This window comes from Acinetobacter sp. 2JN-4, from assembly GCF_003687745.1.
Taxonomy (GTDB): Bacteria; Pseudomonadota; Gammaproteobacteria; order Pseudomonadales; family Moraxellaceae; genus Acinetobacter; species Acinetobacter halotolerans.
In genome coordinates this window covers 35679-57037 of record NZ_RDNY01000012.1, presented here as the reverse complement: position 1 = coordinate 57037, position 21359 = coordinate 35679, and the positions used below count along the sequence as shown (strand labels likewise).

The following is a 21359-nucleotide window of genomic DNA, read 5'->3' as shown; positions in this document are numbered from 1 at the left end:
GTTGATGAATATCTTCAATCAAGCAATCTTGTTGATTTTCATTTTTGAAAATTAGTGTTGTTATTTGTTCGCAAATTATCATAATAAAAATTTGTTGCTAAATCATGTAATTTTTAAACCGTTCGTCTGATTCAGGAAAAAGCAATCTATGTAGATGATTTTGAAATAGTCATTCGCTAATGTTTTTTTATTGCTGCGATAAATTTGATGGGAGGTATAGGTTCGAATATGAAAATTTATTATCTATTGACAGATTTTTTATACAAATAAAAAATCTGTCAGGGTGTTTGTCCCCTGACAGATTGAGTAAAGTAAATGAGAGGGTTAAGCTTGATCTGCTGCGCTGATGGCTGCACTGGCTTGTTTGAGGCTATATAGCAATTGCCCTAGAAGAACATCTTTATTGCTTAAAGTCACCATGACCATTGGGTGATGGGGAGAGGGAATCGCCGTCAGAATCGCTTTGCCATTTTCTGCATCTAAGGTAATACTTTGACATCCTGTGAGTTGGATCTCATTGAGAAAAGCACTGACCATCGCCAGTATTGAGCTGCTTACCGCTGCCAGTTTACTACTGTTATATGGGTTTTTTTTATAAATCGAAGCAAGCTCAAAACCATCAGTAGAGCAAAGCATAATGTAGTCAATGCCTCGAATATTGATCAAAATATCGTTGGCTTGCGCTTTCGCAAACTGAATAAGTTCTTTTGGCGCGGTACGTTGTTGGCTGGGAATACTGAGCATAATTCTTCTCTTTTATAAAGTGATTAATTGGTCGCTTTTAAATTGACTTCTAGTGTGGCAATCAGTGATTCAATCATGAGCAGGATATGTTCTTGTTTGCGGGCGTCTATAAAAAATAGTGGGTATTGATAGTTGTTTTGGATTAACCAATCTCGATAGATTGACGTGGATTGCCCTTTGTTTTCATCTACATGTGTAACACCAATGGAGATGTTTTGCGTATAGTCTTTAAATCTATCTAAATAACCTTCAAGTTCTTCCAGTGGAACTTTACTATTGTGATCGACCAGTAGAACTACACCCAGTGCACCTTGGCAAATGACAGGCCAAATAAAGTCAAAACGTGTTTGCCCTGGCGTGCCATAAAGACCGATTTTTACACCATCATCCAGTGTGATCTCGCCGTAATCAATCCCCACGGTCGTTTCTACTTTATTATGCGCTTGTGTATCCGTATTGAATGCTTCCGTGGCAAGTACTGGAATTTCCGAGAGAGATTTGATCGCTTCAGTTTTCCCTGAACCCATACTTCCTGCGAAAACAATTTTATATTGTTGAAGTATCATGTCATTCCTTAAAGACCAAAACGGCGTCTAATTTTGCCGAAAAATTTATTTAAAAAACCGTGTTGTTCTGTCGTTTGTTCAGCAGTCTCTGTTTGTAAATAATGACTTTCTGAAGCCGAGACGATGCCGCCGTTGCTCGAAACGATGCAAGCAGAAATAAATTGTTGAACTGTTTGAATCGGTAGTTTTAATTGTGTGGCAACTTGACCAAGTTGAGCGCCTTGGATAAAACATGCTGAAAGTTGTAGGATGGTTTTACGATCATTGTGCTGAGCAGGTTGTGGCCAAAAATCGAGTTTGTAATACTCATTCTCGCTAGGGGCGAGGCGCTGAAATTCGACAGAATGCCAAAAAAGATTCCATAACCAGTCTTGTAAGTTGTATTCAACTTTACGCGACACTTTGGTGAAATCGGACGTTGTGGCAAATTCATAATTAAAACTATGGTTGGTTTGTGTATGGGTACGTGTCGGTTCTAGCCAAGCAATTTGGCTGCGAGTATCAATAATCGCTAAAGTGCCATGATCATCAAAAAGATGCAGTCGAGCATTTTCTGGATTTAACATCTCTGTTAAAAACTTTTGATTGATGGCATTGTGTGTCGAGACCAGTTCCACCTTTGGTTGTTGCATTCGTTGATCAGATAAATAACTTAAAAGGCGAAGATGAATCCAGTTCTTGAGTGCATCAGTGTGTTGGAAGGGTAGAAAAAGTGTGTTGTGCTCTTCTATGTGGCAAGAACCTTGTCCCTTTGAAATCTTTAAACAAGGGAGTTGTTTTTGTTCTAAGATGCGTTGGATACCTTCGGTATCGAAAAAGTTTTCATTTATTAATAATAAGTCTATATTTGGATCGGCAATATTAATCCAATTAATGCCAAATTCATGAGGTATTGTTTTTCTAAGTTCTAATTTTAACTCATCTGAAACTTTTAAACTTATACCTGAAATTGCGATATTAATGCAATGCCCATTCATAGTATCACTTTAATATTGGTAAAATATTGGACTGAGCAAAATTAGTCTTTTAAGAGAGACTAATATTAGACCTCTTATATTATTTTTAATTTTAACTAAAATAAAAATAGATATAGGAAGTCTAATATATTAAATGTTTTGCTATTGCTAATTAAGCAAAGTCTAACTCTTTCTCAAACGTTTTGAGTTCATGACGAGCCATTGCAAGGTTGGATTTACTGCGGTCTAGTACAACATAAAGGAATAGATTTCCATTGCTTTCCAATGGGCGGATGAGGTGGTAAGCCTTGCCTAGTGTAATTAAAATGTCTTCAATATCATCGTTTAGTTTCAATGAGTTAGCGACACGGCGCTTTGCTCGTACAACTTCGGTATTACCTGCAGCTGCAAGCTCTAAATCAATTGTGCCCCCACCTTGAGTTGCGAGCGCTAAGCCACTTTCTGTGTCTACTAATGCTGCTGCAACGAAACCATCAATGTTTGATAAGCTTTCTAATGAAATTTTAGCCATGATATTATCTCTACTGATACATTCTTGTTTATAAGTTTATATAAGTTACTTTTGTTTTAATTGGTTTTCAAAAGTACTTAATTTCATTATAGGAGAGTATTTTATTAAATCAATCATGCTTTAGCATAATTTAAATAATGGAAATGTTAGGAATTGACAATTTTTGTCAAGTAAACGGATTATAATATTAATTAAGGATTATATTTTGTGGTAAATGTGATTTTATTCACAATAATGATGTGGTTTTTTGGGGGTTTTGTATTGTAAATAAATGTAAAAGTGTTTTAATTAGAATTCTTAAATTAATAATTAAATAAACTAAAGTGTGTGCAAGTTTGGGACGGGATAGAGAAAGTTATTCCGCTTTCTCTATCTGAGATCGGGTGTTTAAACATAAACTAATTGGCTGTAAGCACAATATAAAATCATCAGAATAATCAACGCCACCAACGGAGCAGCGATATAGGACCACGTCGGTGTGAGCGGAGGGGTAGCTTCCAAAACGGTATCATCATGCGCATTTGGTTGTGCTTGATGAACCAATTGATTAAATTCTTGCATGGTTGCTTCAAGAGAGATTTCTTCTTGTTCAACGGGCTTAGAGCCTAATAGCTCAGTTAACTGATTGGTTGACCACACCCAGTCTTCGGCTTGTCCAGATAAGTGCTCAATTTGACCCAACAGTAACTCCGTTAAACCTGCTAAACCAAAACTTCCTGTTTGGTCTAATTGTTTTAATTCGGCGAATTGTAACGATAACACCTCAGTCAGACTGGTTTCTAATTCTGAGGCACTGAGCGTTGATTGGTTGTGTGCTGAGGTGGTCAGGTGTCGTGTGATTTCTTGGATATAAAGTGGATCAGAGTTTTGAACCTCCTGATACAGCTTTTGATGATTTTGTTTCCAAAGGCTAATCAATCGACCAAGCGCAAGCGCATTGATCTCGTCAATATGAAGTTGCTTTTCTTTTTGAGAATATTGATTAAAAAGTTGTGGTTTTTGAATTTTAATTTGTTCAGAAAAATATTGAACTAAGTCAAATGCCATCAGGGATATCCTCGTTTAATCTAGAATTCTAAGAGAAGGTTTCTTTTTACTTGGTTCAGTTTTTTGCTTTGGTTCATCTATTTGAGCTGTTGTGGTGACTTCAATATCAGTATATTCAGAAGGGTCGAAAAATAAACCTTGTCCATTTTCTTTTGCATAGATACCCAATACGGCTTGAATGGGCACATAGATTTCTTTTGCTACGCCGCCAAATCGAGCAGAAAAACAAATCATTTCATTGCTGATGTTTAGCTGGTGCACCGCATGTGGTGCAAGATTCAAAACAATTTGACCATCTTTGACAAATTGCAGAGGAATATCGGTATGTGGTTGTGTTGCATCGACCAGTAAATAAGGCGTCAGTTGATTATCGCAAATCCATTCATAAATGGCACGAGCAAGATATGGGCGTGTCGGTGTAAAAGTTATTTGCTCAGACATAATTGAAAAACTTATTAAATCGTAGAAATCAATTCATTGTAGCTGTTTTTTTCTTGGGCTGTCATTGATTTAGTGAACGATGGACGGCTAAAGATACGATGACAATACAAGAAAATAGGTCGGCAGTGCTGTGCAGGCAGTTCAATTCCCATACTTTTTAATCTCAGAAAAATCGGCGCTAGCATACAATCTAAGATGGAAAAGGTTTCAGACATAAAAAAGGGGTAATGTTGGAACAGCGGTGTTAGGGAAATAAGGGTATCTCTGAGTTCTTTTTGTGCTTTTTGCTTTTGCTTTGGATCGAGTGTATCGCTATGTCTCAGCATCTGATCAGCGAGCTTGAACCAGTCTTGTTCAAAACGCCAGATATATTGGCGCTGCTCGGCTCTTGTCATGGGAGCATCAGCATATAATTTGTTTTGACGATAACGATCATCTAAATATTCAGCAATGACATTTGGTGAAAATAACTTTAGATTCTGTTCGATCAGCATCGGGAGTTGATTGTATGGATTTAGATCAGCTAAATCTTCATCTTCATGGTCGGTTATGATGAGATGATATTTGATTTGCTTTTCTGCTAATAACAAGCGAATCCAGTGTGAACGGAAATCATCTGCATGACTATAAAGGGTAATGCCCTGAACTGGGGTATTCTCAACCGACGACATATTACAAAGCTAGAGATATAAACGGTTCAGCATACTAAAAAACCGCAGAAAAAGCATCCATGAAATACCATCATGACTATAAATAAAAAAAACCTCGGAGAAATCCGAGGTTTTTTGTCCAATTCGAAAAACGATTAACGTTTAGAGAACTGAGGACGCTTACGTGCTTTACGTAAACCAAGTTTCTTACGTTCAACTTCACGAGCATCACGAGTAACGAAACCAGCTTGACGAAGAGCAGGTTTTAGATCTTCATCAGCAGCAATCAATGCACGAGTAATACCGTGACGGATCGCGCCAGCTTGACCACCCATACCACCGCCTTTAACGGTAATATAAAGGTCAAATTTTTCAGTTACTTCTAAAAGCTCTAAAGGCTGACGCACAACCATACGAGCAGTTTCACGACCGAAATATTGCTCTAGAGTACGATTGTTAATTACGAGTTTGCCTGTACCAGCTGACAAGAAAACACGTGCAGTTGCGGTCTTACGGCGACCTGTACCATAATTAGTAGCCATGTGCTGTATCCCTTAGATGTCCAAAACTTGTGGCTGTTGAGCAGTATGAGGATGCTCAGTACCAGCGTACACTTTCATTTTTTTGATCATTGCATAACCAAGAGGACCTTTTGGTAACATACCTTTAACAGCTTTTTCTAAAACTGCTTCAGGTTTGTGAGCAATTAACTTCTCGAAGTTAGTCTCACGGATACCACCAGGGAAACCAGTATGGCGATAATATTTTTTATCAAGTGCTTTTTTACCAGTCACTTGAATTTGCTCAGCATTGATAATAACGATGTAATCACCAGTGTCAACGTGAGGAGTATAAGACGTTTTATGCTTACCGCGTAAACGACGAGCGATTTCAGTCGCAAGGCGACCTAAAGTTTTGCCAGAAGCATCAACAACATACCAGTCATGTTGAACTTCAGCAGGCTTAGCGCTGAGAGTTTTCATTAAACCACTACCTATTATAGTTGGTTTGGACGGTGGAATCTGTCCAAACAAAAGGAGACGGAATTTTACATGAATTTATAAACACGCACAACAATAATTCACTCAAGAGACTAGAATTTGCTGCAATGTGACTGATTTGGTCAATAACAGGACTTTAATTTTAAGCTCTATTATTTGCCTTGTGACAAACGTGGCTTTGCCCTATGATTTTATATTAATTAATTGAAATAAATAGAAGTATTAACCTCTTCTTTTGGGGAATTTGATGAAGTTGTCGTCTTCTACAAAAATGATTGTAGTTACAATATTAATCTGCGTTTGTTCAGCACAGACAAATGCGCGACGGCTTTATAAATGGGTAGATCAAGGCAGTGTCACCAATTATTCAGAATTTCAGCCTAGAGAGGGAACCAGCCGTAAGCTAGAGGTGTTGGAAAGTCGCGGCAATGGCTACGTTGACCCTGCGATGGCAGTTACTGCTGAAATGAAAGCAATCGAGATCCCAGTAGATCAGACACACCTTCAATCACCCTCTACAGGTGTGGTCGCATCATCAACTCAGCCTCAACCAACAACCCAGACCATAGTGAAGCAAGGTATGCCGACGACAGCTTATTCTCCTTCAACGTCTGTTATAGGTGTTCCGCCGCCAGTAGAGAAAAAAGAAGCTCCACCTGTCCAACAAGTACAGACGGTTGAAAAGAAAGAAATTACCACCAATCCGCTGATTGAGAAGCCAAGTAGTGCGGTGATTCAGGCTGAGAAAAGGTCAGATTTAACTGTAGTTGTGCAAATAGAGAAAAAAATACCTTCAAAAATCAACCCTTGGACACGAAGCCCTCATTTTTCACCTTCGAATTTAGTGCCGCAAAATTTGCCTAAAAACGCGCCAAGCCAATAACGTGACCGAACTATAAAAGGAAATGCTATAGCTGATTTTAGATTTTGGTTACACTAAGTAGAAATCAAGAATGATTGGCGGTAAGTATGCTCCCTTTATATGTCACTTCGGGTGAACCTGCAGGCATTGGACCTGATATTTGTTTAGCTTTGGCTGAGCGAGTAGATGAGCGTCCAATTGTGGTCCTTGCGGATATAGAAATGTTGCAGCAGCGCGCTGATCAGTTAAAAATCTCTGTTGAATTAATCTCATATCAAGGACAACGCCAATCGAGTGAAAAAGGGCAGCTCTTTGTTGAGCATGTGCCTTTGACTGAGCTAGTTGAATTGGGGCAATTAAATACAGTACATGCAGCCTATGTTTTAGAGCAATTACGCCGTTCCGGAGATTACGCAATGGCAGGCGCGAGTGTGGGTGTTGCGACAGCACCCGTGCAGAAGTCTATTATTAATGATGCTGGTATTGCTTTTAGTGGTCATACTGAATATTACCAAGAGTTTGCAGGTGTTGATCGCGTCGTTATGATGCTTGCGACCAAAACATTACGCGTTGCCTTAGCCACCACGCATTTACCTTTACGAGATGTTCCAGATGCAATTACCAAAGAACGCTTGCATCAAGTGATTGATATTCTGATTCATGATTTAAAAACAAAATTTAAAATTGCAGCACCGCGAATTTTAGTATGTGGATTAAATCCTCATGCCGGTGAGGATGGTTATTTGGGACGAGAGGAGATTGAAGTCATCGATCCTGTGCTGGAAAGCTATCGTGTACAAGGCATTGATATGAGTTTGAGTTTGCCCGCTGATACTTTATTCACCCCTGAAAATCTTAAAGATGCAGATGCTGTTTTGGCAATGTATCACGATCAAGGTTTACCTGTGTTAAAATCACAGGGCTTTGGTGAAGCGGTAAATATTACTTTAGGCTTACCATTTATTCGAACCTCAGTCGATCATGGTACAGCTCTTTCTCTTGCAGGCACTGGGCAAGCAAAATCATCGAGTTTGCATGTAGCAGTCGATTTAGCTCTTGATTTAGCTCGAAGCTCCCTTGCGAAGTTTTAGTCACTTCTTACCCTCTTTATCAACGAGGGGAGAATCAAGTTTGAAATATTGAGTATAAATATATGTATCAAATTAATGCCCTAAACCCTAAAGATGAAGGGCATCAGGCTCGAAAGCGGTTTGGTCAGAACTTTTTGCATGATCAACGTGTAATTGCCAAAATTGTACGTTCTGTAAATCCGCGTACAGGCGAAAATATTGTCGAAATTGGTCCTGGTTTGGCTGCATTGACCTCGCCACTCATCGGTGAGTGTGATGCTCTGACTGTCGTGGAGCTAGATCGCGACTTGGCGGCAGGTCTACCTGGGCGTGTGCCACACCCTGAGCGTTTGACGATTATTGAAGCGGATGCATTGAAATACGATTTCACTCAATTGTTTCAAGAAGGTCGTCCACTTCGTGTCGTGGGAAATTTGCCATATAACATTTCAACGCCTTTATTGTTCCATCTCTTGGAGTTTGGTAGCAAAGTCAAAGATATGCATTTTATGTTGCAAAAAGAGGTTGTGGATCGTATTACCGCTGTGCCAAATACCAAAGAGTATGGTCGTTTGTCGGTGATGATTCAGTATTTTTGCAAACCGACATTCTTGTTTGAAGTTCCGCCGGGATCATTTAATCCACCGCCAAAAGTAACTTCTGCCGTATTCCGTTTAGAGCCGTATGAAACCAAACCGATTGTGGCAAATAATGAAAAAGCTTTAGCACGTCTGGTGGGGCATGTTTTTACGCAACGTCGTAAAACTTTGCGAAACAGTTTGAAAGGGATGTTAGCTGAGGATGGTTTTGAAAAAGCTGGTGTTGATCCGATGGCACGTCCAGAAACGTTAAGCTTGGCTCAGTTCGTCGCCCTATCAGATCAAATGGTGTCTTAATGTCTAAGCGTTATAACTATGTCATTGGTGATGTGCAAGGTTGTTTCGAGGCACTTAAAGCATTGTTGAAAGAAATTCGCTTTGATCCTGATCAAGACTTTTTGTGGTTTGCTGGTGATTTAGTGGCGCGTGGTGAAAACTCAGTTGGCGCATTACGCTTTGTTAAAAAGCTCGCTGATCGGGGTGCTGCTGCAACTGTTTTAGGTAATCATGATTTGACCTTAATTGCTTGCGCACGCGGTTTTAAAAAAATCAAAGACAAAGATGGTACGCAAGATATCATTGATGCGATTGATGGTGATGAACTGATTGACTGGCTGCGTAAACAACCTTTGTGTTTATTGCCAAATCAGCACACGATTTTGACGCATGCAGGTGTTCCTTTGTTGTGGGATGCTCAGCAAACTGAACGCTATGGGCGTGAAGTACAAGACGTTGTTGGTCATGATGATTTAAGTGTGCTTGATCATTTTTTGGCAGAAATGTTTGGTACACAACCCGATGTTTGGTCTGAGGACTTAACCGGTATGGCGCGTTTACGCTGTATTACCAATTATTTAACCCGTATGCGTTTGACAGATGTAGATGGTCGTCTTGAGTTTAGTTTTAAAGATGGTTTAGACGCGCCGATGCCAGAAGGGTTTCAGCCTTGGTTTGATTTTGAAAGTCAGACTGCACAAACACACCACATTCTTTTTGGACACTGGGCGGCTTTACACGGTAAAACCATAAGCTCAAGTATTCAGAGTGTTGATGGCGGTTGTGTTTGGGGACAGCAATTGATTGCTTACCGTTTGGAAGATCAGCAGTTATTTAAGGTCGATAATCCGTTGGGTTAATGTCGACACTCTTTCATATTTTTATGCTCTGTCTCAGTTTGGGATAGGGCTTTTTTATTTTTATACTGTCAAAAAACTGTCATCTATTGATCATTAAAGTGTCAAAATGATTTTATAAGCTTAAAGCATGAAAATAACGACACAAATGGATGGCGATATGCAAAGTACATACGCGACATCTCTATTAAAGCAAGATCAGTTTCCTGAAAGTATAAAATTTTACTTTAAAAGGAAACAACTTAAAGATCAACAAAATGAATTATCTGAACTTCAAGATTTAGTTCGTCCTCGTTTAAGAATTGCAATCGTGACTGAAACATGGCCGCCAGAGATTAATGGCGTGGCTTTGTCGATGATGCAGTTGTGCCAAGGTTTGCAACGTCTAGGTCATAAGATTTTATTGGTCCGCCCGACACAGAAAGGCGTGTGTACAGAGTTTCATCCTGATCAGGAATGCTTTGTTCTTGCACAACCCATCCCAAAGTACCCAAGCGTTCAATTTGGTTGGCCACAATATTTAAAGGTTTCAAAAGCCTTTGAAAAATTTGCACCAGATGTGGTGCATATCGTGACTGAAGGACCTTTAGGATTGACCGCTTTACAAGCTGCTAAATCTAAACAAATCGCGGTATCAAGTGGTTTTCATTCTGCATTTCATGACTTTAGTCGCTTCTTTGACTTGGCTTTTTTAGTAAAGCCGATTCAACGCTATTTAACGTGGTTCCATAACAGTACCGATGTGACTTGTGTGCCAAGTCAATATACCGAGCAAGCCTTACGTGGCTTCGGTGTGACCTGTCCCTTGGTGGTGGTTGGGCGCGGTGTGGATACTACAAAATTCTCACCAAAACATCGTTCAGCACAATTACGCCAACAATGGGGTGCCGATGCTGATACGCGGGTGATGTTGTATGTGGGACGCTTATCGCCAGAAAAAGAAGTGGATGTGTTGATTAAAAGTTTCCATGCGCTACAGGCACAGCAAGGCACAAATTTTAAGTTTGTGATCGTCGGTGATGGACCTGATCGCGTGCGCTTAAGCAAATTAACCACCTCACAAGATGTTATTTTTATGGGCAGCCTCAGTGGTCGTGAATTATCGGCTGCATATGCAAGTGCGGATGTTTTTGCCTTTGCAAGCCAAGCCGATACCTTTGGCAATGTCGTTCTCGAAGCGATTGCTAGTGGCTTAGCTGTCGTGGCTTATGATTACGTTTGCGCACATCAGCATGTCAAACAGGATATTACGGGATGGTTGAGTCCATTAGGGAACACAGCCGATTTAATTCAATCCATTTGCCATTTACCTGCGCTTCCGCAGTTGCGACAAATGGGCTTACTCGCCAGTGAAAGCGTACAACAATCGAGTTGGCAATTTCCTGTACAACAATTAGAACAAGCACTTTATCAGGTAGCGAAGGAGTCACATATGCGCTCTACCTAACGTATTCTCAAATAGGAGAAGATTATGAACTTTCAAAATGCAAAAATAAAAATGTTAGATCTTGATTTAAAAGGGTGTTTATACCTTAACCATCTCTCTCAGTCACAACGCATTGCCTTATTTTTTAAAACGATTAGTCGTTTGGGTGATGGTCCATTTTGGTATGTCATGTTGTTGTCTGTCTGGGCGATGCAAGGCTTGGCTTACGGTCTGCAAATTCTGTATTTGATTGCAGCGGGTTTGCTTGGTACCTCAATTTATAAATTTTTAAAACATAAAACGACGCGTCCGAGACCTTATCAAGTCCATCAGGTCATTGTCTTGGGTGAGCGACCATTGGATCATTTTAGCTTTCCATCGGGGCATACCTTACATGCGGTCATGTTGACGATTACATTGGGATATATTCAGCCGATTTTACTGATACTGATGCTGCCATTTACGCTGCTTGTTGCATTGTCTCGGATGGTTCTAGGGCTGCATTATCCAAGTGATGTGATTGTGGGGGCGATGATTGGTGCGTCGGTTGCCAGTGCTATCATTTTACTCGCGCCAAGCTTTAATATCCTTTTATAAGCGCTTGCGAACGAATTTAGCAACAGAATACTACCGCTTAAATCCGATGATTTGTTAAAGTAGCGCTAATTATATTTATTTACTTAGGTTTTTATATGGGCTTACGTTGGACAGATACCATGGATATCGCGATTGAATTGGTTGAAGCACATCCAGAAGTGGATCCGCAATGGATCCGTTTTACCGATCTTCATGCGTGGGTATGTGCTTTACCTGACTTTAGTGATGACCCAACGAAATCAACAGAAGGTTTGCTTGAGGCGATTCAGATGGCATGGCTGGATGAGGTTCGTTAGAAATTCATCCGAAATCGTTGAACTTTTACAGATTCAAGCTGATTATTCATGATGACATCGGTATAATGCGGCAAATTTTTTAATGTTTAGACCATAATAGGAGCCAATCATGGCGATTGAACGTACGTTATCTATCGTAAAACCAGATGCAGTTGCTAAAAACCACATCGGCGACATCTTTGCTCGTTTCGAAAAATCAGGTTTGAAAATTGTTGCAACTAAAATGAAACAGCTTTCTCAAACTGATGCTGAAGGTTTCTATGCTGAGCACAAAGAACGTGGTTTCTTTGGTGACTTAGTTGCTTTCATGACTTCTGGTCCAGTGGTTGTTTCTGTTCTTGAAGGTGAAAATGCTGTTCTTGCTCACCGTGAAATTTTAGGTGCAACAAATCCTAAAGAAGCAGCGCCTGGTACAATCCGCGCTGATTTCGCTGTAAGCATCGATGAAAATGCTGCACACGGTTCTGACTCAGTTGCTTCTGCTGAGCGTGAAATCGCTTACTTCTTTGCTGATAACGAGATCTGCCCACGCACTCGTTAATCCAAAGTATTCAAGCCAGATAAGTGGTATACTACTTATCTGGTTTTTTATTTTTTATAGATTGTGTTGTGCAAATAATGCACAGTGTTTTCTAGCGCTGATATTGTTTAGGTAAATTCACATGAGTTCTGCAGTCGTCGTTTCATCAGAAAATTCAGATGAAAAACAACAGTCATTTACTACGCCTGTCGTTCAAGCTGCCGACAATAAAGTAAATTTACTTGGCATGTCGCGAGTTGAACTCGAAAAATTCTTCGAAGACATGGGCGAAAAAAAGTTTCGTGCCGGTCAAATCATGAAGTGGATTCATCAATATTTTGTCACTGATTTTGCTGAGATGACCAATATCTCAGGTAAATTGCGTGAAAAACTCGAAAAAATTTGTGAAATTAAAGCCCCAGAAGTGGTTCATCGTAACTATTCAAAAGATGGGACACGTAAGTGGGTGTTTCGTGTGGGCGAAGGTGACGGTTCTTTAGTTGAAACGGTATTGATTCCTGCGGAAGATAAAACAGGTTCTCGTAAGACCTTATGTATTTCTTCACAAGTGGGCTGTGCATTAGATTGCTCATTTTGTTCGACTGGTAAACAAGGTTTTCAACGTGATTTAACCCCTGCGGAAATCATTGGTCAGCTTTGGATGGCCAATTATTCCTATATGGAAGAAGTGCCTGTAGCAGAGCGCGAGCGCACGGTAACCAATGTCGTGATGATGGGCATGGGTGAGCCATTATTAAATTATGATGCAGTCCTCAGCTCAATGCGCTTGATGTTGGATGATTTTGCTTATGGCATGTCTAAACGTCGTGTGACTTTATCAACTTCAGGTGTTGTTCCTAAAATTGATCAGTTAATACAAGATATTGATGTGGCATTGGCGATCTCATTACATGCGCCGAATGATGAGTTACGTAATGAATTGGTTCCAATTAATAAAAAATATCCATTAGAACAATTGATTGCTGCATGTCAGCGATATTTGGCCAAAGATGGCAATGAAAGTGCGCGTAAACACGTGACCATCGAGTATGTCATGCTCGAAGGGGTTAATGATCATCCAGAGCATGCACAACAACTGGTGAAGTTGCTAAAGAATTTACCGAGTAAAATTAACTTAATTCCATTTAATCCATTTCCGCATGCGCCTTATGGACGTTCTAGTCGTAATCGCATCATTGCTTTCCAAAAAACTTTGTCTGATGCAGGATTTGTGTGTACGATTCGTCAGACACGTGGTGATGATATTGATGCAGCCTGTGGACAATTGGTGGGACAAGTTGCTGACCGTACTCGTCGCGCCGAACAGTGGAAAAAGAAAGTGGCGCAACGACAAGAAATTTTGCGCACACAAGGATAATACTTGGGGATAAAGCGTTGAATACAACTCGACTAAAAACGATTATAGCGACAACAGTTGTACTTTCTGTATGCGGTTTAACAGCTTGCCAAACCACATCATCGACCAAAAATCCTGAAAAGGCCGTGCAGGTTCGCAGCCAGTTAGCAGCAGAATATATTCGTAACGGTGATCTCGATGCTGCTAAACGTTCACTTGACCAAGCCTTAAAAATCAATTCCCGTGATGCAAATGCCAATATGATGATGGGCATTTTACTGCAACAAGAGGGCAGTAAACTGAATATGGAAAAAGCGGACGCATATTTTAAGCGCGCAATTTCTGCTGAACCGAACAATGCACAAGCTCGTAATAATTACGGTACATATTTGTATCAAATGCAGCGTTATAATGAAGCGATTGAGCAGTTCGCTCGTGCTGGTGCAACCTTAGGTTATGATCAACGCTTTCAGGCGCTAGAAAACTTAGGGCGGATCTATGTAATCATGGGTGATGTTGCGAATGCTGAAAAATCATTCAAACAAGCACTACAAGCAAATCGAAATGCAACCATTTCAATGTTAGAGTTGTCGGAAATTTTCTATTTGCAACAAAACAATAGAGACGCGTCACAACTATATGAACAATATGTTCGTAATGTGGGACAAAAAAACCAAGGTGCACGTGCGCTTTGGCTGGGTATACGCATAGCTCGAGCGAATGCGGATCAATTGGGAATGCAAGTGTTAGTCAATCAATTGCGTGCTTTGTTTCCAGAAAGTCTAGAATATCAACGTTATTTGCAATTACAGTACAGTACTGAGGCCGTATGGAAATAAATCCAAATTCACATCAGCCAACTGGCTCAAACTCTCCTTCGTCAACTTTGGGAAATATTCAACGACCTGGTGAGTATTTGCGTCAAATTCGTATTGCACAAAAGAAAGAACTGCAAGAGATTGCGCGTGAAATGAATATGCCTGTCAAAACCTTGACGGCATTAGAAAAAGACGATTATACCTCGTTGCCTGAAGCAACTTTTATCAAAGGTTATTATCGCGCTTATGCAAAGTACTTAAATGCAGATGCGAGCGCTATAATTCACCGTTTTGACGAAATCTATGTCAATGATACTGGGTTAAAAGCAAGCCATGCTTTAAATAACTCACCCATCAAAATCATGGGGAAACTTTCAGGTTCGAACAGTATCCGTAATCGTCAATGGTTAAAGCGTATTGTGATTCTGGCGATTGTCGCTTTATTGGGTTGGTTAGCAATTACGGCTGTGCAAAATTGGTCATCAAGCAGCAAAGATGATATTGATGTGCCAAAGATCACCAATTCAAATATTGAAATTCTTCCAATGGCAAATACAGTTGCAACATCAGGTGATCAGCTTGTATTGAATTTTAGCCGACCAACATCCGTGCATATTGTGGATTCAACCGCTAAAGTTTTGGCAACTGGTCGCCAAGCATCGACGCTTACGTTGACTGGCGAATCACCATTCCAAATCCGTTTGGATGATGCGACTGCCGTATCACTCAGCTTAAATCAAGAACAGATTTCCTTGCGTCCTTATACTGTAAATGGTAAAGCTGAATTCCGTTTGTCTCGCTAATGTTAAAAAGGTAGAGCTATACGATGATCGTGAACCCAATTAAGCGCCGCCCAACACGTAAAATTCGTGTGGGATCAGTGTATGTCGGTGGTGATGCCCCGATTAGTGTTCAGAGTATGACCAATACTGAAACCTGTGATGTGGATGCGACTGTCGCGCAAATCGAGCGTTGTGCAGAAGCAGGTGCAGACATTATGCGTGTTTCTGTGCCCTCTATGGAAGCAGCAGAGGCATTTGGTGCGATTCGTAAACGTGTTTCTGTGCCCTTAGTGGCAGATATTCACTTTGATCATCGTATTGCATTGGCTGTGGCGGATTATGGTGCAGATTGCTTAAGGATTAATCCTGGTAATATTGGCTCTGATCAAAAAGTGCGTGAAGTCGTCGCTGCTGCCAAACATCATGATATTTCAATTCGTATTGGGGTCAATGCTGGTTCACTAGAAAAAGATCTACAAGTGAAGTATGGCGAACCCACAGGTCAAGCTTTGCTTGAATCTGCGATGCGTCATATTGATATCCTTGATCGTTTAAACTTTCATGAGTTTAAAATTAGTGTCAAAGCATCCAATGTGTTTTTAACCATGGATGCTTATCGTTTGTTGTCACAACAGATTGATAATCCATTGCATTTAGGTGTTACTGAAGCAGGGATTTATCGTACAGGTACAGTGAAATCAGCGATCGCACTTGGTGGATTACTGATGGAAGGTATTGGCGATACTATGCGAATTTCTCTGGCTGCTGAACCCGAAGATGAAATCAAAATTGGCTTTGATATTTTAAAATCTTTGGGTCTACGCTCAAATGGGATTAACTTTATCGCTTGCCCAAGTTGCTCACGTCAAGAGTTCAACGTGATTCAAGTGATGCAAGCATTAGAAGAGCGTTTAGAAGATATCCGTACACCGATGGATTTATCTGTGATCGGATGTAAAGTGAATGGTCCTGGTGAAGCCAAAGAAGCTGATATTGGCATCGTTGGTGCTTCGCCGCGTTCACTGGTGTATCGAAATGGTGAAAAAAGTCATTTAATTGACACTGATCAGTTGGTTGATGAAATAGAGACCATGGTTCGTCAGCGTGTTCAAGAGATTGAAGAAGCCAAATCTAAAGAAATTATTCGTACAAGTTTTTGAGTAGGTCATGAGTTCAATCGTCGCGATCAAAGGTTTTAATGACACCCTTCCAGCGCAAACTGCAGCTTGGAGAAGTCTAGAACAACAACTTGCATCTTTAATGGATGCTTACGGCTATCAACAAATTCGTCTGCCTATCGTAGAGCAAACGGGTTTATTTAAGCGTGCCATTGGTGATGCAACTGATATTGTTGAAAAAGAAATGTATACCTTTTTTGACAAAGGAACACCGCCAGAATCGCTGACTTTGCGTCCTGAAGGCACAGCGGGATGTGTACGTGCCATGTTGGAACATAACTTATTGCGTGGTGCAACACCACGTGTTTGGTATGTTGGGCCAATGTTCCGTTATGAAAAACCGCAAAAAGGCCGTTATCGTCAGTTCCACCAGTTTGGTGTAGAAACTTTTGGTGTCGCAACCCCTGATATCGATGCGGAAATTATTTTAATGACTGCACGTCTGTGGAAGCGTATGGGTGTTGCGGACAAAGTCCGTTTGGAGCTCAATACTTTGGGTGAAACAGATGAACGTGCTGAGTATCGCGCAGCTTTGGTTGAGTTTTTAAATCAGCACAAAGAAGCATTAGACGAAGATTCTCAACGCCGTCTCAGCACCAATCCATTGCGTATTTTGGACTCTAAGAGTGAATCAACTCAAAAGATTTTAGAAAATGCTCCCAAGTTGCATGATTTCTTAAAAGAAGACTCCATCAATCACTTTGAACAATTAAAGCAATACTTAACCGATGCCGGCATTGAATTTGTGATTAACCAAAAATTGGTGCGTGGCTTAGATTACTACAACAAGACGGTTTTCGAGTGGACCACCACCATGTTGGGATCACAAGGGACAGTCTGTGCGGGTGGACGTTACGATGGTTTGGTTGGGCAGTTAAAAGGTAAAGCGGATCAATCTGTACCTGCTGTCGGTTTTGCGATGGGAATGGAGCGTTTGTTACTGTTGCTTGAGCAAGTAGAACAAGTGAAGGTTGTACGCGACTGTGAAGTGTTCTTATTGGCTGAACCTGCATATCAAGCCAAAGCATTGTTATTGGCTGAGCAAATTCGTGACCAACTTGAAGCTGTAAATAGCCCAATTCGCCTTAAAACAGGCTCACTAGGCAGTATGAAAAGCCAAATGAAAAAGGCGGATCAGTCTGGTGCGATCTATGCGGTGATTTTGGGTGAGCGCGAGTGGGAATCACAGCAGCTTTTGGTGAAAGAGCTTGCAACTGCAGAGCAGTCACAAGTTGCCATAGCAGAGCTGACCTCATTTTTTATCGAAAAATTTAAACAATAAAATATTTAGGAAAAGGACAATCACATGAGTTTAAGTGATGATGAACAATTCGACCAATTTAAGTCGTTTGCCAAAAAATATGGTTCTGCAATCATTAGCGGAATTCTCATTGCCTTGATTGCCTTTTTCGGATGGGAATATTGGCAAAAGAAAACGCTTGCTGAAGCGCAGAGCCAAACGGCGAAAGTGCAAAAGTTGATGGATGAAGCCAAGGTCTTGGCAGGTCAGCCTAATGCTTTTGCGACGATATCTGAATCAGCAGATAAAATTGTGAAAGAAGATGCAAATTCGGTTCATGCAATCCAGACACAATTTCTGTTAGCTAAGTTGGCTTATGATAAAGATGACTATGCTGCTGCGGAAAAAGCATTGAAGAAAGTCGAAAACTCAGCAGTCAAAGATGCTGGTTTAGTGCAAATTGTTAAACTACGTTTAGCCGATGCACAACTCGCTCAGAAAAAGTATGACGAAGCCTTAAAAACACTGGCCAATGTGGCTGAGCCTACGTTTAAAGCGACAGTAGATGAACTTCGCGGTGATATTTTTGTTGCGAAGAAAGATACTGAATCAGCACGTAAGGCCTATCAAAGTGCATGGGATAGTTTGATCGAACGCAAAAAAGAGCGTCAGCTTTTACAAATTAAACTCGAAAGTGTTGGCGTTTTAGTAGATGATCCTGAAATTGAGCGCCCGATCTTAGATACCAATGTGGATGAGTCTTAATGCAGAATAAACTAAAACTACCATTGGCAATCGCCATTGCCTCAGCTTTATTCGTTGGATGTTCGAGTAATAAAGTTAAGCCAGTGAAACCAAACCCATTGCCAAAAATTACGCAAGAACAGAGTTTAAACCTTGTTTTTTCTCAAAGTGTTTCCTCTACCAATGCTGCTGAGTCGTTACGTTTGCAGTTGGATACGAACAATGGTGTGATTTTTACGCCTGATCCTGATGGGCAAGTTTCAGCTTATAAGGGCAAAGAGCGTCTTTGGAAAAGTAAGATAACCAAACAAGAGCTAACTGCTGGTGTTGAAGCCGGTGAAGGGATTGTTGTTGTTGGAAATCGTAAAGGACAATTGTTCGCTTTAGACCAAGCTACAGGTGAGCAGAAGTGGGTAACACAGTTGTCTGGTGCGATTTTATCTCCATCCTCGATACAGTTGGGGCGGGTGATTACACTGGCAAATGATGGGACTGTATTTGCACATGATGCGGTTTCAGGACAACAGGTTTGGGCATATAAGCTGCCAAATATTCAGTTTAGCTTACGAGGCCAAGCTGCTCCTGTACCTCTGGATGAACGTACGATACTGATTGCTTCAGCAAATGCGTATATCTACGCAATCGATGTGATTAGCGGTATACCGCAGTTTCAGCGTCGCGTTGCCATCAGCGAAGGTCGTTCCGATATTCAACGTTTGATTGATATCAATGGCGATCCAGTGGTTGCGGGTCAATATTTAGTGACCACGAGCTTTCAAGGGCAAGTGACTGTTACTGATTTAGCGACACAACGTGTGGTGTGGAGTGAAGACGCGAGCAGTACCAATCGTCCAGAAGTATCTGAAGATAAAGTCTTCGTTTCAACTGTTGATGGTAAGTTGAATGCCTATGATCTAGGTACGGGTGAGTTGGTGTGGCAGAATGAAAGCTTATTGAATCGTAAGTTGAGTAATCCTGTGATGTTGGGACAGAATCTTGTAGTTGGTGACTTGGATGGTGTTTTGCATCTGATTGAGCCTGCAACTGGTCGCTTGGTTGGACGCGCTAAAACACGTGGAGATGTCCGCACATTACGTGTCATCGACAACCAACTTTATGTCGCTACTCAAAAAGGTGCATTAAGCATTTGGCAGAATCGTTAATTTTGCCTAATGTGTGGTAAAATTCGAGTTAGCGAATTGCACTTTAAAAAATACTTCGGGGTGTTTGTTTAAACAAAACCCCGAATTTTTATTATGATCATTTGATCACTGAAAATCTTCCATACTGTTTCTGATACGATGTCATCAACGATGGCTCGTCTGAATTAAGGTTAATTTATGAAACCCGTTATTGCGCTCATTGGTCGTCCAAACGTCGGAAAATCAACGCTATTTAACCAAATCACAAAAAGTCGTGATGCTTTGGTTGCTGACTTCGCTGGTTTAACTCGTGACCGCAAATATGGTGATGCGGTTTTTCAAAATAAATCATTTATTGTCGTCGATACGGGTGGTATCGGTGAAAATGAAGGCGGTATTGATAGTTACATGGCAGAGCAGTCAAAAACTGCAATTAATGAAGCTGACATTATCGTTTTTGTGGTCGATGCCCGTGCTGGTCTATTGGCTTCGGACGAACAAATCGCACGTGAACTACGTACATTAGGCAAAAAAATCTACCTCGTTGCCAACAAAGTGGATGGTGTTCACGCTGAAGCGGCTTTGGTTGAGTTTTATAAGCTTGGTATGGGTGAACCCTTACAAGTGGCTGCCAGTCACGGACGTGGCGTGCAGCAAATGCTTGAGGATGTCTTGGTTGATGTTCCTGAAGATGAAAGCGATGAAGCACATGATAAAGCTACAGGTTTACGCTTAGCCATTATTGGTCGTCCAAATGTAGGTAAATCGACTTTGGTAAACCGTTTGCTCGGCGAAGATCGTGTGGTTGCATTTGATGAACCCGGTACAACACGTGATTCTATCTATATTCCGTTTGAGCGTGATGGGCGTAAATACACCTTGATTGACACTGCGGGTGTACGTCGTAAAGGTAAAGTCGATGAAATGATTGAGAAATTCTCAATTGTTAAAACGCTACAAGCGATTAAAGATGCACATGTCATTGTTGTGGTTCTGGATGCGCGTGAAGGTGTGGTCGAACAAGATTTACATCTGATTGGTTATGCACTTGAAGCTGGGCGTGCCATGTTGATTGCCATTAATAAATGGGACAACATGACCGAATATGACCGTAAACAATGTAAGTTGGATGTTGATCGCCGCTTTGATTTTATTCCTTGGGCAAAAGTACATTTAATCTCTGCATTGCATGGTACTGGGGTGGGGGAAATGTATCCAACCATCCATCGTGCTTATGAATCGTCACATTTAAAAGTTTCACCTGCAAAACTCACCCAGATTTTGAATGATGCTACAGAAGCGCATCAACCGCCAATGATTGGTGGTAAGCGAATTAAAATGCGTTACGCGCATATGGGTGGACAAAATCCACCAACGATCGTTGTTCACGGTAATAAGGTTGATAAAACCCCTGCAGATTATCGTCGTTATCTCGAAAATGTGTTCCGTAAAGTGTATAAGTTGGAAGGAACGCCAGTTCGTGTTGATTTCAAAACTTCAGACAATCCATTTGAAGGTCGTAAATCGATGGTTGATGAGCGTGTTGCTGCACGTAAACGCCGTTATGTGCAGAAGTTCAAAAAAGCTGAGAAAAAAATGAAGCGTTAATTAACGATAAAATGATAAGCCCAAACTTTGTTTTGGGCTTTTTTAATGGG

General features: G+C 40.8%; 25 protein-coding genes. 16 read left to right on the top strand and 9 right to left on the bottom strand.

The window, feature by feature from the left end; genetic code table 11:
* Positions 1 to 324 precede the first annotated feature (324 nt).
* The 9 genes from EAH57_RS14660 to rplM form a co-directional block, all read right to left on the bottom strand.
* On the bottom strand, positions 325 to 744 hold the full coding sequence (locus tag EAH57_RS14660; protein ID WP_004669641.1) for a roadblock/LC7 domain-containing protein: 420 nt from the start codon (positions 742 to 744) through the stop codon (positions 325 to 327).
* Positions 745 to 767: 23 nt separating this feature from the next.
* Complete coding sequence (locus tag EAH57_RS14655) at positions 768 to 1310, bottom strand: GTP-binding protein (RefSeq protein WP_004669639.1); 543 nt, start codon at positions 1308 to 1310, stop codon at positions 768 to 770.
* A gap of 8 nt (positions 1311 to 1318) precedes the next feature.
* Entirely contained in the window at positions 1319 to 2287 is a 969-nt protein-coding gene (locus tag EAH57_RS14650; protein ID WP_121930690.1) for a hypothetical protein, read from the bottom strand.
* A gap of 151 nt (positions 2288 to 2438) precedes the next feature.
* Entirely contained in the window at positions 2439 to 2798 is a 360-nt protein-coding gene (locus tag EAH57_RS14645; protein ID WP_121930689.1) for a roadblock/LC7 domain-containing protein, read from the bottom strand.
* Between the two features lie 387 nt (positions 2799 to 3185).
* Positions 3186 to 3845, bottom strand: a complete 660-nt coding sequence (locus tag EAH57_RS14640) for a hypothetical protein (protein WP_121930688.1) — start codon at positions 3843 to 3845, stop codon at positions 3186 to 3188.
* Positions 3846 to 3860: 15 nt separating this feature from the next.
* Positions 3861 to 4286 (bottom strand): ClpXP protease specificity-enhancing factor, encoded by a 426-nt coding sequence (locus EAH57_RS14635; RefSeq protein ID WP_121930687.1) that lies wholly within the window; start codon positions 4284 to 4286, stop codon positions 3861 to 3863.
* A 14-nt stretch (positions 4287 to 4300) separates the two neighbouring features.
* A complete protein-coding gene (locus EAH57_RS14630; RefSeq protein ID WP_004669630.1) occupies positions 4301 to 4957 on the bottom strand; it encodes a glutathione S-transferase N-terminal domain-containing protein in 657 nt (218 codons plus the stop codon).
* A 134-nt stretch (positions 4958 to 5091) separates the two neighbouring features.
* Positions 5092 to 5478: a 30S ribosomal protein S9 gene (gene rpsI / locus EAH57_RS14625; RefSeq protein WP_004669628.1), complete on the bottom strand. Its 387-nt coding sequence runs from the start codon at positions 5476 to 5478 to the stop codon at positions 5092 to 5094.
* Between the two features lie 12 nt (positions 5479 to 5490).
* The gene (gene rplM, locus EAH57_RS14620) at positions 5491 to 5919 is read right to left on the bottom strand and encodes a 50S ribosomal protein L13 (protein ID WP_004669626.1); all 429 of its coding nucleotides are present in this window, start codon (positions 5917 to 5919) and stop codon (positions 5491 to 5493) included.
* A 265-nt stretch (positions 5920 to 6184) separates the two neighbouring features.
* Between rplM and EAH57_RS14615 the strand changes: the two genes are divergently transcribed.
* The 16 genes from EAH57_RS14615 (at position 6185) to der (ending at position 21309) form a co-directional block, all read left to right on the top strand.
* Complete coding sequence (locus EAH57_RS14615; RefSeq protein ID WP_121930686.1) at positions 6185 to 6820, top strand: hypothetical protein; 636 nt, start codon at positions 6185 to 6187, stop codon at positions 6818 to 6820.
* Positions 6821 to 6906: 86 nt separating this feature from the next.
* Complete coding sequence (gene pdxA, locus EAH57_RS14610; RefSeq protein ID WP_121930685.1) at positions 6907 to 7890, top strand: 4-hydroxythreonine-4-phosphate dehydrogenase PdxA; 984 nt, start codon at positions 6907 to 6909, stop codon at positions 7888 to 7890.
* 62 nt (positions 7891 to 7952) lie between these two features.
* Positions 7953 to 8765 (top strand): 16S rRNA (adenine(1518)-N(6)/adenine(1519)-N(6))-dimethyltransferase RsmA, encoded by an 813-nt coding sequence (gene rsmA, locus EAH57_RS14605; RefSeq protein WP_121930684.1) that lies wholly within the window; start codon positions 7953 to 7955, stop codon positions 8763 to 8765.
* A complete protein-coding gene (locus EAH57_RS14600) occupies positions 8765 to 9604 on the top strand; it encodes a symmetrical bis(5'-nucleosyl)-tetraphosphatase (protein WP_121930683.1) in 840 nt (279 codons plus the stop codon). Before rsmA ends, EAH57_RS14600 begins: the two co-directional genes overlap by 1 nt.
* A 157-nt stretch (positions 9605 to 9761) precedes the next feature.
* A complete protein-coding gene (locus EAH57_RS14595; RefSeq protein WP_121930682.1) occupies positions 9762 to 11048 on the top strand; it encodes a glycosyltransferase family 4 protein in 1287 nt (428 codons plus the stop codon).
* Between the two features lie 24 nt (positions 11049 to 11072).
* Positions 11073 to 11624 (top strand): phosphatase PAP2 family protein, encoded by a 552-nt coding sequence (locus tag EAH57_RS14590; RefSeq protein WP_121930681.1) that lies wholly within the window; start codon positions 11073 to 11075, stop codon positions 11622 to 11624.
* Positions 11625 to 11719: 95 nt separating this feature from the next.
* A complete protein-coding gene (gene iscX, locus EAH57_RS14585) occupies positions 11720 to 11920 on the top strand; it encodes a Fe-S cluster assembly protein IscX (RefSeq protein ID WP_004669612.1) in 201 nt (66 codons plus the stop codon).
* A gap of 109 nt (positions 11921 to 12029) precedes the next feature.
* On the top strand, positions 12030 to 12461 hold the full coding sequence (gene ndk / locus EAH57_RS14580) for a nucleoside-diphosphate kinase (RefSeq protein WP_121930680.1): 432 nt from the start codon (positions 12030 to 12032) through the stop codon (positions 12459 to 12461).
* A 121-nt stretch (positions 12462 to 12582) separates the two neighbouring features.
* A complete protein-coding gene (gene rlmN, locus EAH57_RS14575) occupies positions 12583 to 13818 on the top strand; it encodes a 23S rRNA (adenine(2503)-C(2))-methyltransferase RlmN (RefSeq protein ID WP_121930679.1) in 1236 nt (411 codons plus the stop codon).
* Positions 13819 to 13835: 17 nt separating this feature from the next.
* A complete protein-coding gene (gene pilW / locus EAH57_RS14570; protein WP_121930678.1) occupies positions 13836 to 14636 on the top strand; it encodes a type IV pilus biogenesis/stability protein PilW in 801 nt (266 codons plus the stop codon).
* Entirely contained in the window at positions 14627 to 15418 is a 792-nt protein-coding gene (locus EAH57_RS14565) for a helix-turn-helix domain-containing protein (RefSeq protein WP_121930677.1), read from the top strand. The genes pilW and EAH57_RS14565 overlap by 10 nt, the downstream gene beginning before the upstream one ends.
* Positions 15419 to 15441: 23 nt before the next feature.
* Entirely contained in the window at positions 15442 to 16557 is a 1116-nt protein-coding gene (ispG, locus tag EAH57_RS14560; RefSeq protein WP_005195232.1) for a flavodoxin-dependent (E)-4-hydroxy-3-methylbut-2-enyl-diphosphate synthase, read from the top strand.
* 7 nt (positions 16558 to 16564) lie between these two features.
* Positions 16565 to 17857, top strand: a complete 1293-nt coding sequence (gene hisS, locus EAH57_RS14555; RefSeq protein WP_121930676.1) for a histidine--tRNA ligase — start codon at positions 16565 to 16567, stop codon at positions 17855 to 17857.
* A gap of 24 nt (positions 17858 to 17881) precedes the next feature.
* Positions 17882 to 18580 carry a YfgM family protein gene (locus tag EAH57_RS14550; RefSeq protein ID WP_121930675.1) on the top strand — a complete coding sequence of 233 codons (699 nt, stop codon included), beginning with the start codon at positions 17882 to 17884 and terminating at the stop codon, positions 18578 to 18580.
* Positions 18580 to 19722, top strand: a complete 1143-nt coding sequence (bamB, locus tag EAH57_RS14545) for an outer membrane protein assembly factor BamB (protein ID WP_121930674.1) — start codon at positions 18580 to 18582, stop codon at positions 19720 to 19722. The genes EAH57_RS14550 and bamB overlap by 1 nt, the downstream gene beginning before the upstream one ends.
* 177 nt (positions 19723 to 19899) lie before the next feature.
* Positions 19900 to 21309, top strand: coding sequence for a ribosome biogenesis GTPase Der (gene der / locus EAH57_RS14540; RefSeq protein ID WP_004669600.1), 1410 nt, complete (start codon positions 19900 to 19902; stop codon positions 21307 to 21309).
* Positions 21310 to 21359 lie beyond the last annotated feature (50 nt).

Excerpts from the sequence above, each read along its gene's own strand:
- rsmA (WP_121930684.1), top strand. The coding sequence starts at position 7,953 with ATGTATCAAATTAATGCCCTAAACCCTAAAGATGAAGGGCATCAGGCT.
- EAH57_RS14550 (WP_121930675.1), top strand. The coding sequence starts at position 17,882 with ATGAGTTTAAGTGATGATGAACAATTCGACCAATTTAAGTCGTTTGCC.
- ispG (WP_005195232.1), top strand. The coding sequence starts at position 15,442 with ATGATCGTGAACCCAATTAAGCGCCGCCCAACACGTAAAATTCGTGTG.
- hisS (WP_121930676.1), top strand. The coding sequence starts at position 16,565 with ATGAGTTCAATCGTCGCGATCAAAGGTTTTAATGACACCCTTCCAGCG.
- EAH57_RS14655 (WP_004669639.1), bottom strand. The coding sequence starts at position 1,310 with ATGATACTTCAACAATATAAAATTGTTTTCGCAGGAAGTATGGGTTCA.
- bamB (WP_121930674.1), top strand. The coding sequence starts at position 18,580 with ATGCAGAATAAACTAAAACTACCATTGGCAATCGCCATTGCCTCAGCT.
- EAH57_RS14600 (WP_121930683.1), top strand. The coding sequence starts at position 8,765 with ATGTCTAAGCGTTATAACTATGTCATTGGTGATGTGCAAGGTTGTTTC.
- rpsI (WP_004669628.1), bottom strand. The coding sequence starts at position 5,478 with ATGGCTACTAATTATGGTACAGGTCGCCGTAAGACCGCAACTGCACGT.
- EAH57_RS14635 (WP_121930687.1), bottom strand. The coding sequence starts at position 4,286 with ATGTCTGAGCAAATAACTTTTACACCGACACGCCCATATCTTGCTCGT.
- EAH57_RS14640 (WP_121930688.1), bottom strand. The coding sequence starts at position 3,845 with ATGGCATTTGACTTAGTTCAATATTTTTCTGAACAAATTAAAATTCAA.
- rlmN (WP_121930679.1), top strand. The coding sequence starts at position 12,583 with ATGAGTTCTGCAGTCGTCGTTTCATCAGAAAATTCAGATGAAAAACAA.
- EAH57_RS14615 (WP_121930686.1), top strand. The coding sequence starts at position 6,185 with ATGAAGTTGTCGTCTTCTACAAAAATGATTGTAGTTACAATATTAATC.
- rplM (WP_004669626.1), bottom strand. The coding sequence starts at position 5,919 with ATGAAAACTCTCAGCGCTAAGCCTGCTGAAGTTCAACATGACTGGTAT.
- der (WP_004669600.1), top strand. The coding sequence starts at position 19,900 with ATGAAACCCGTTATTGCGCTCATTGGTCGTCCAAACGTCGGAAAATCA.
- EAH57_RS14565 (WP_121930677.1), top strand. The coding sequence starts at position 14,627 with ATGGAAATAAATCCAAATTCACATCAGCCAACTGGCTCAAACTCTCCT.
- ndk (WP_121930680.1), top strand. The coding sequence starts at position 12,030 with ATGGCGATTGAACGTACGTTATCTATCGTAAAACCAGATGCAGTTGCT.
- iscX (WP_004669612.1), top strand. The coding sequence starts at position 11,720 with ATGGGCTTACGTTGGACAGATACCATGGATATCGCGATTGAATTGGTT.
- EAH57_RS14645 (WP_121930689.1), bottom strand. The coding sequence starts at position 2,798 with ATGGCTAAAATTTCATTAGAAAGCTTATCAAACATTGATGGTTTCGTT.
- pdxA (WP_121930685.1), top strand. The coding sequence starts at position 6,907 with ATGCTCCCTTTATATGTCACTTCGGGTGAACCTGCAGGCATTGGACCT.
- EAH57_RS14650 (WP_121930690.1), bottom strand. The coding sequence starts at position 2,287 with ATGAATGGGCATTGCATTAATATCGCAATTTCAGGTATAAGTTTAAAA.
- EAH57_RS14595 (WP_121930682.1), top strand. The coding sequence starts at position 9,762 with ATGCAAAGTACATACGCGACATCTCTATTAAAGCAAGATCAGTTTCCT.
- EAH57_RS14630 (WP_004669630.1), bottom strand. The coding sequence starts at position 4,957 with ATGTCGTCGGTTGAGAATACCCCAGTTCAGGGCATTACCCTTTATAGT.
- EAH57_RS14660 (WP_004669641.1), bottom strand. The coding sequence starts at position 744 with ATGCTCAGTATTCCCAGCCAACAACGTACCGCGCCAAAAGAACTTATT.
- EAH57_RS14590 (WP_121930681.1), top strand. The coding sequence starts at position 11,073 with ATGAACTTTCAAAATGCAAAAATAAAAATGTTAGATCTTGATTTAAAA.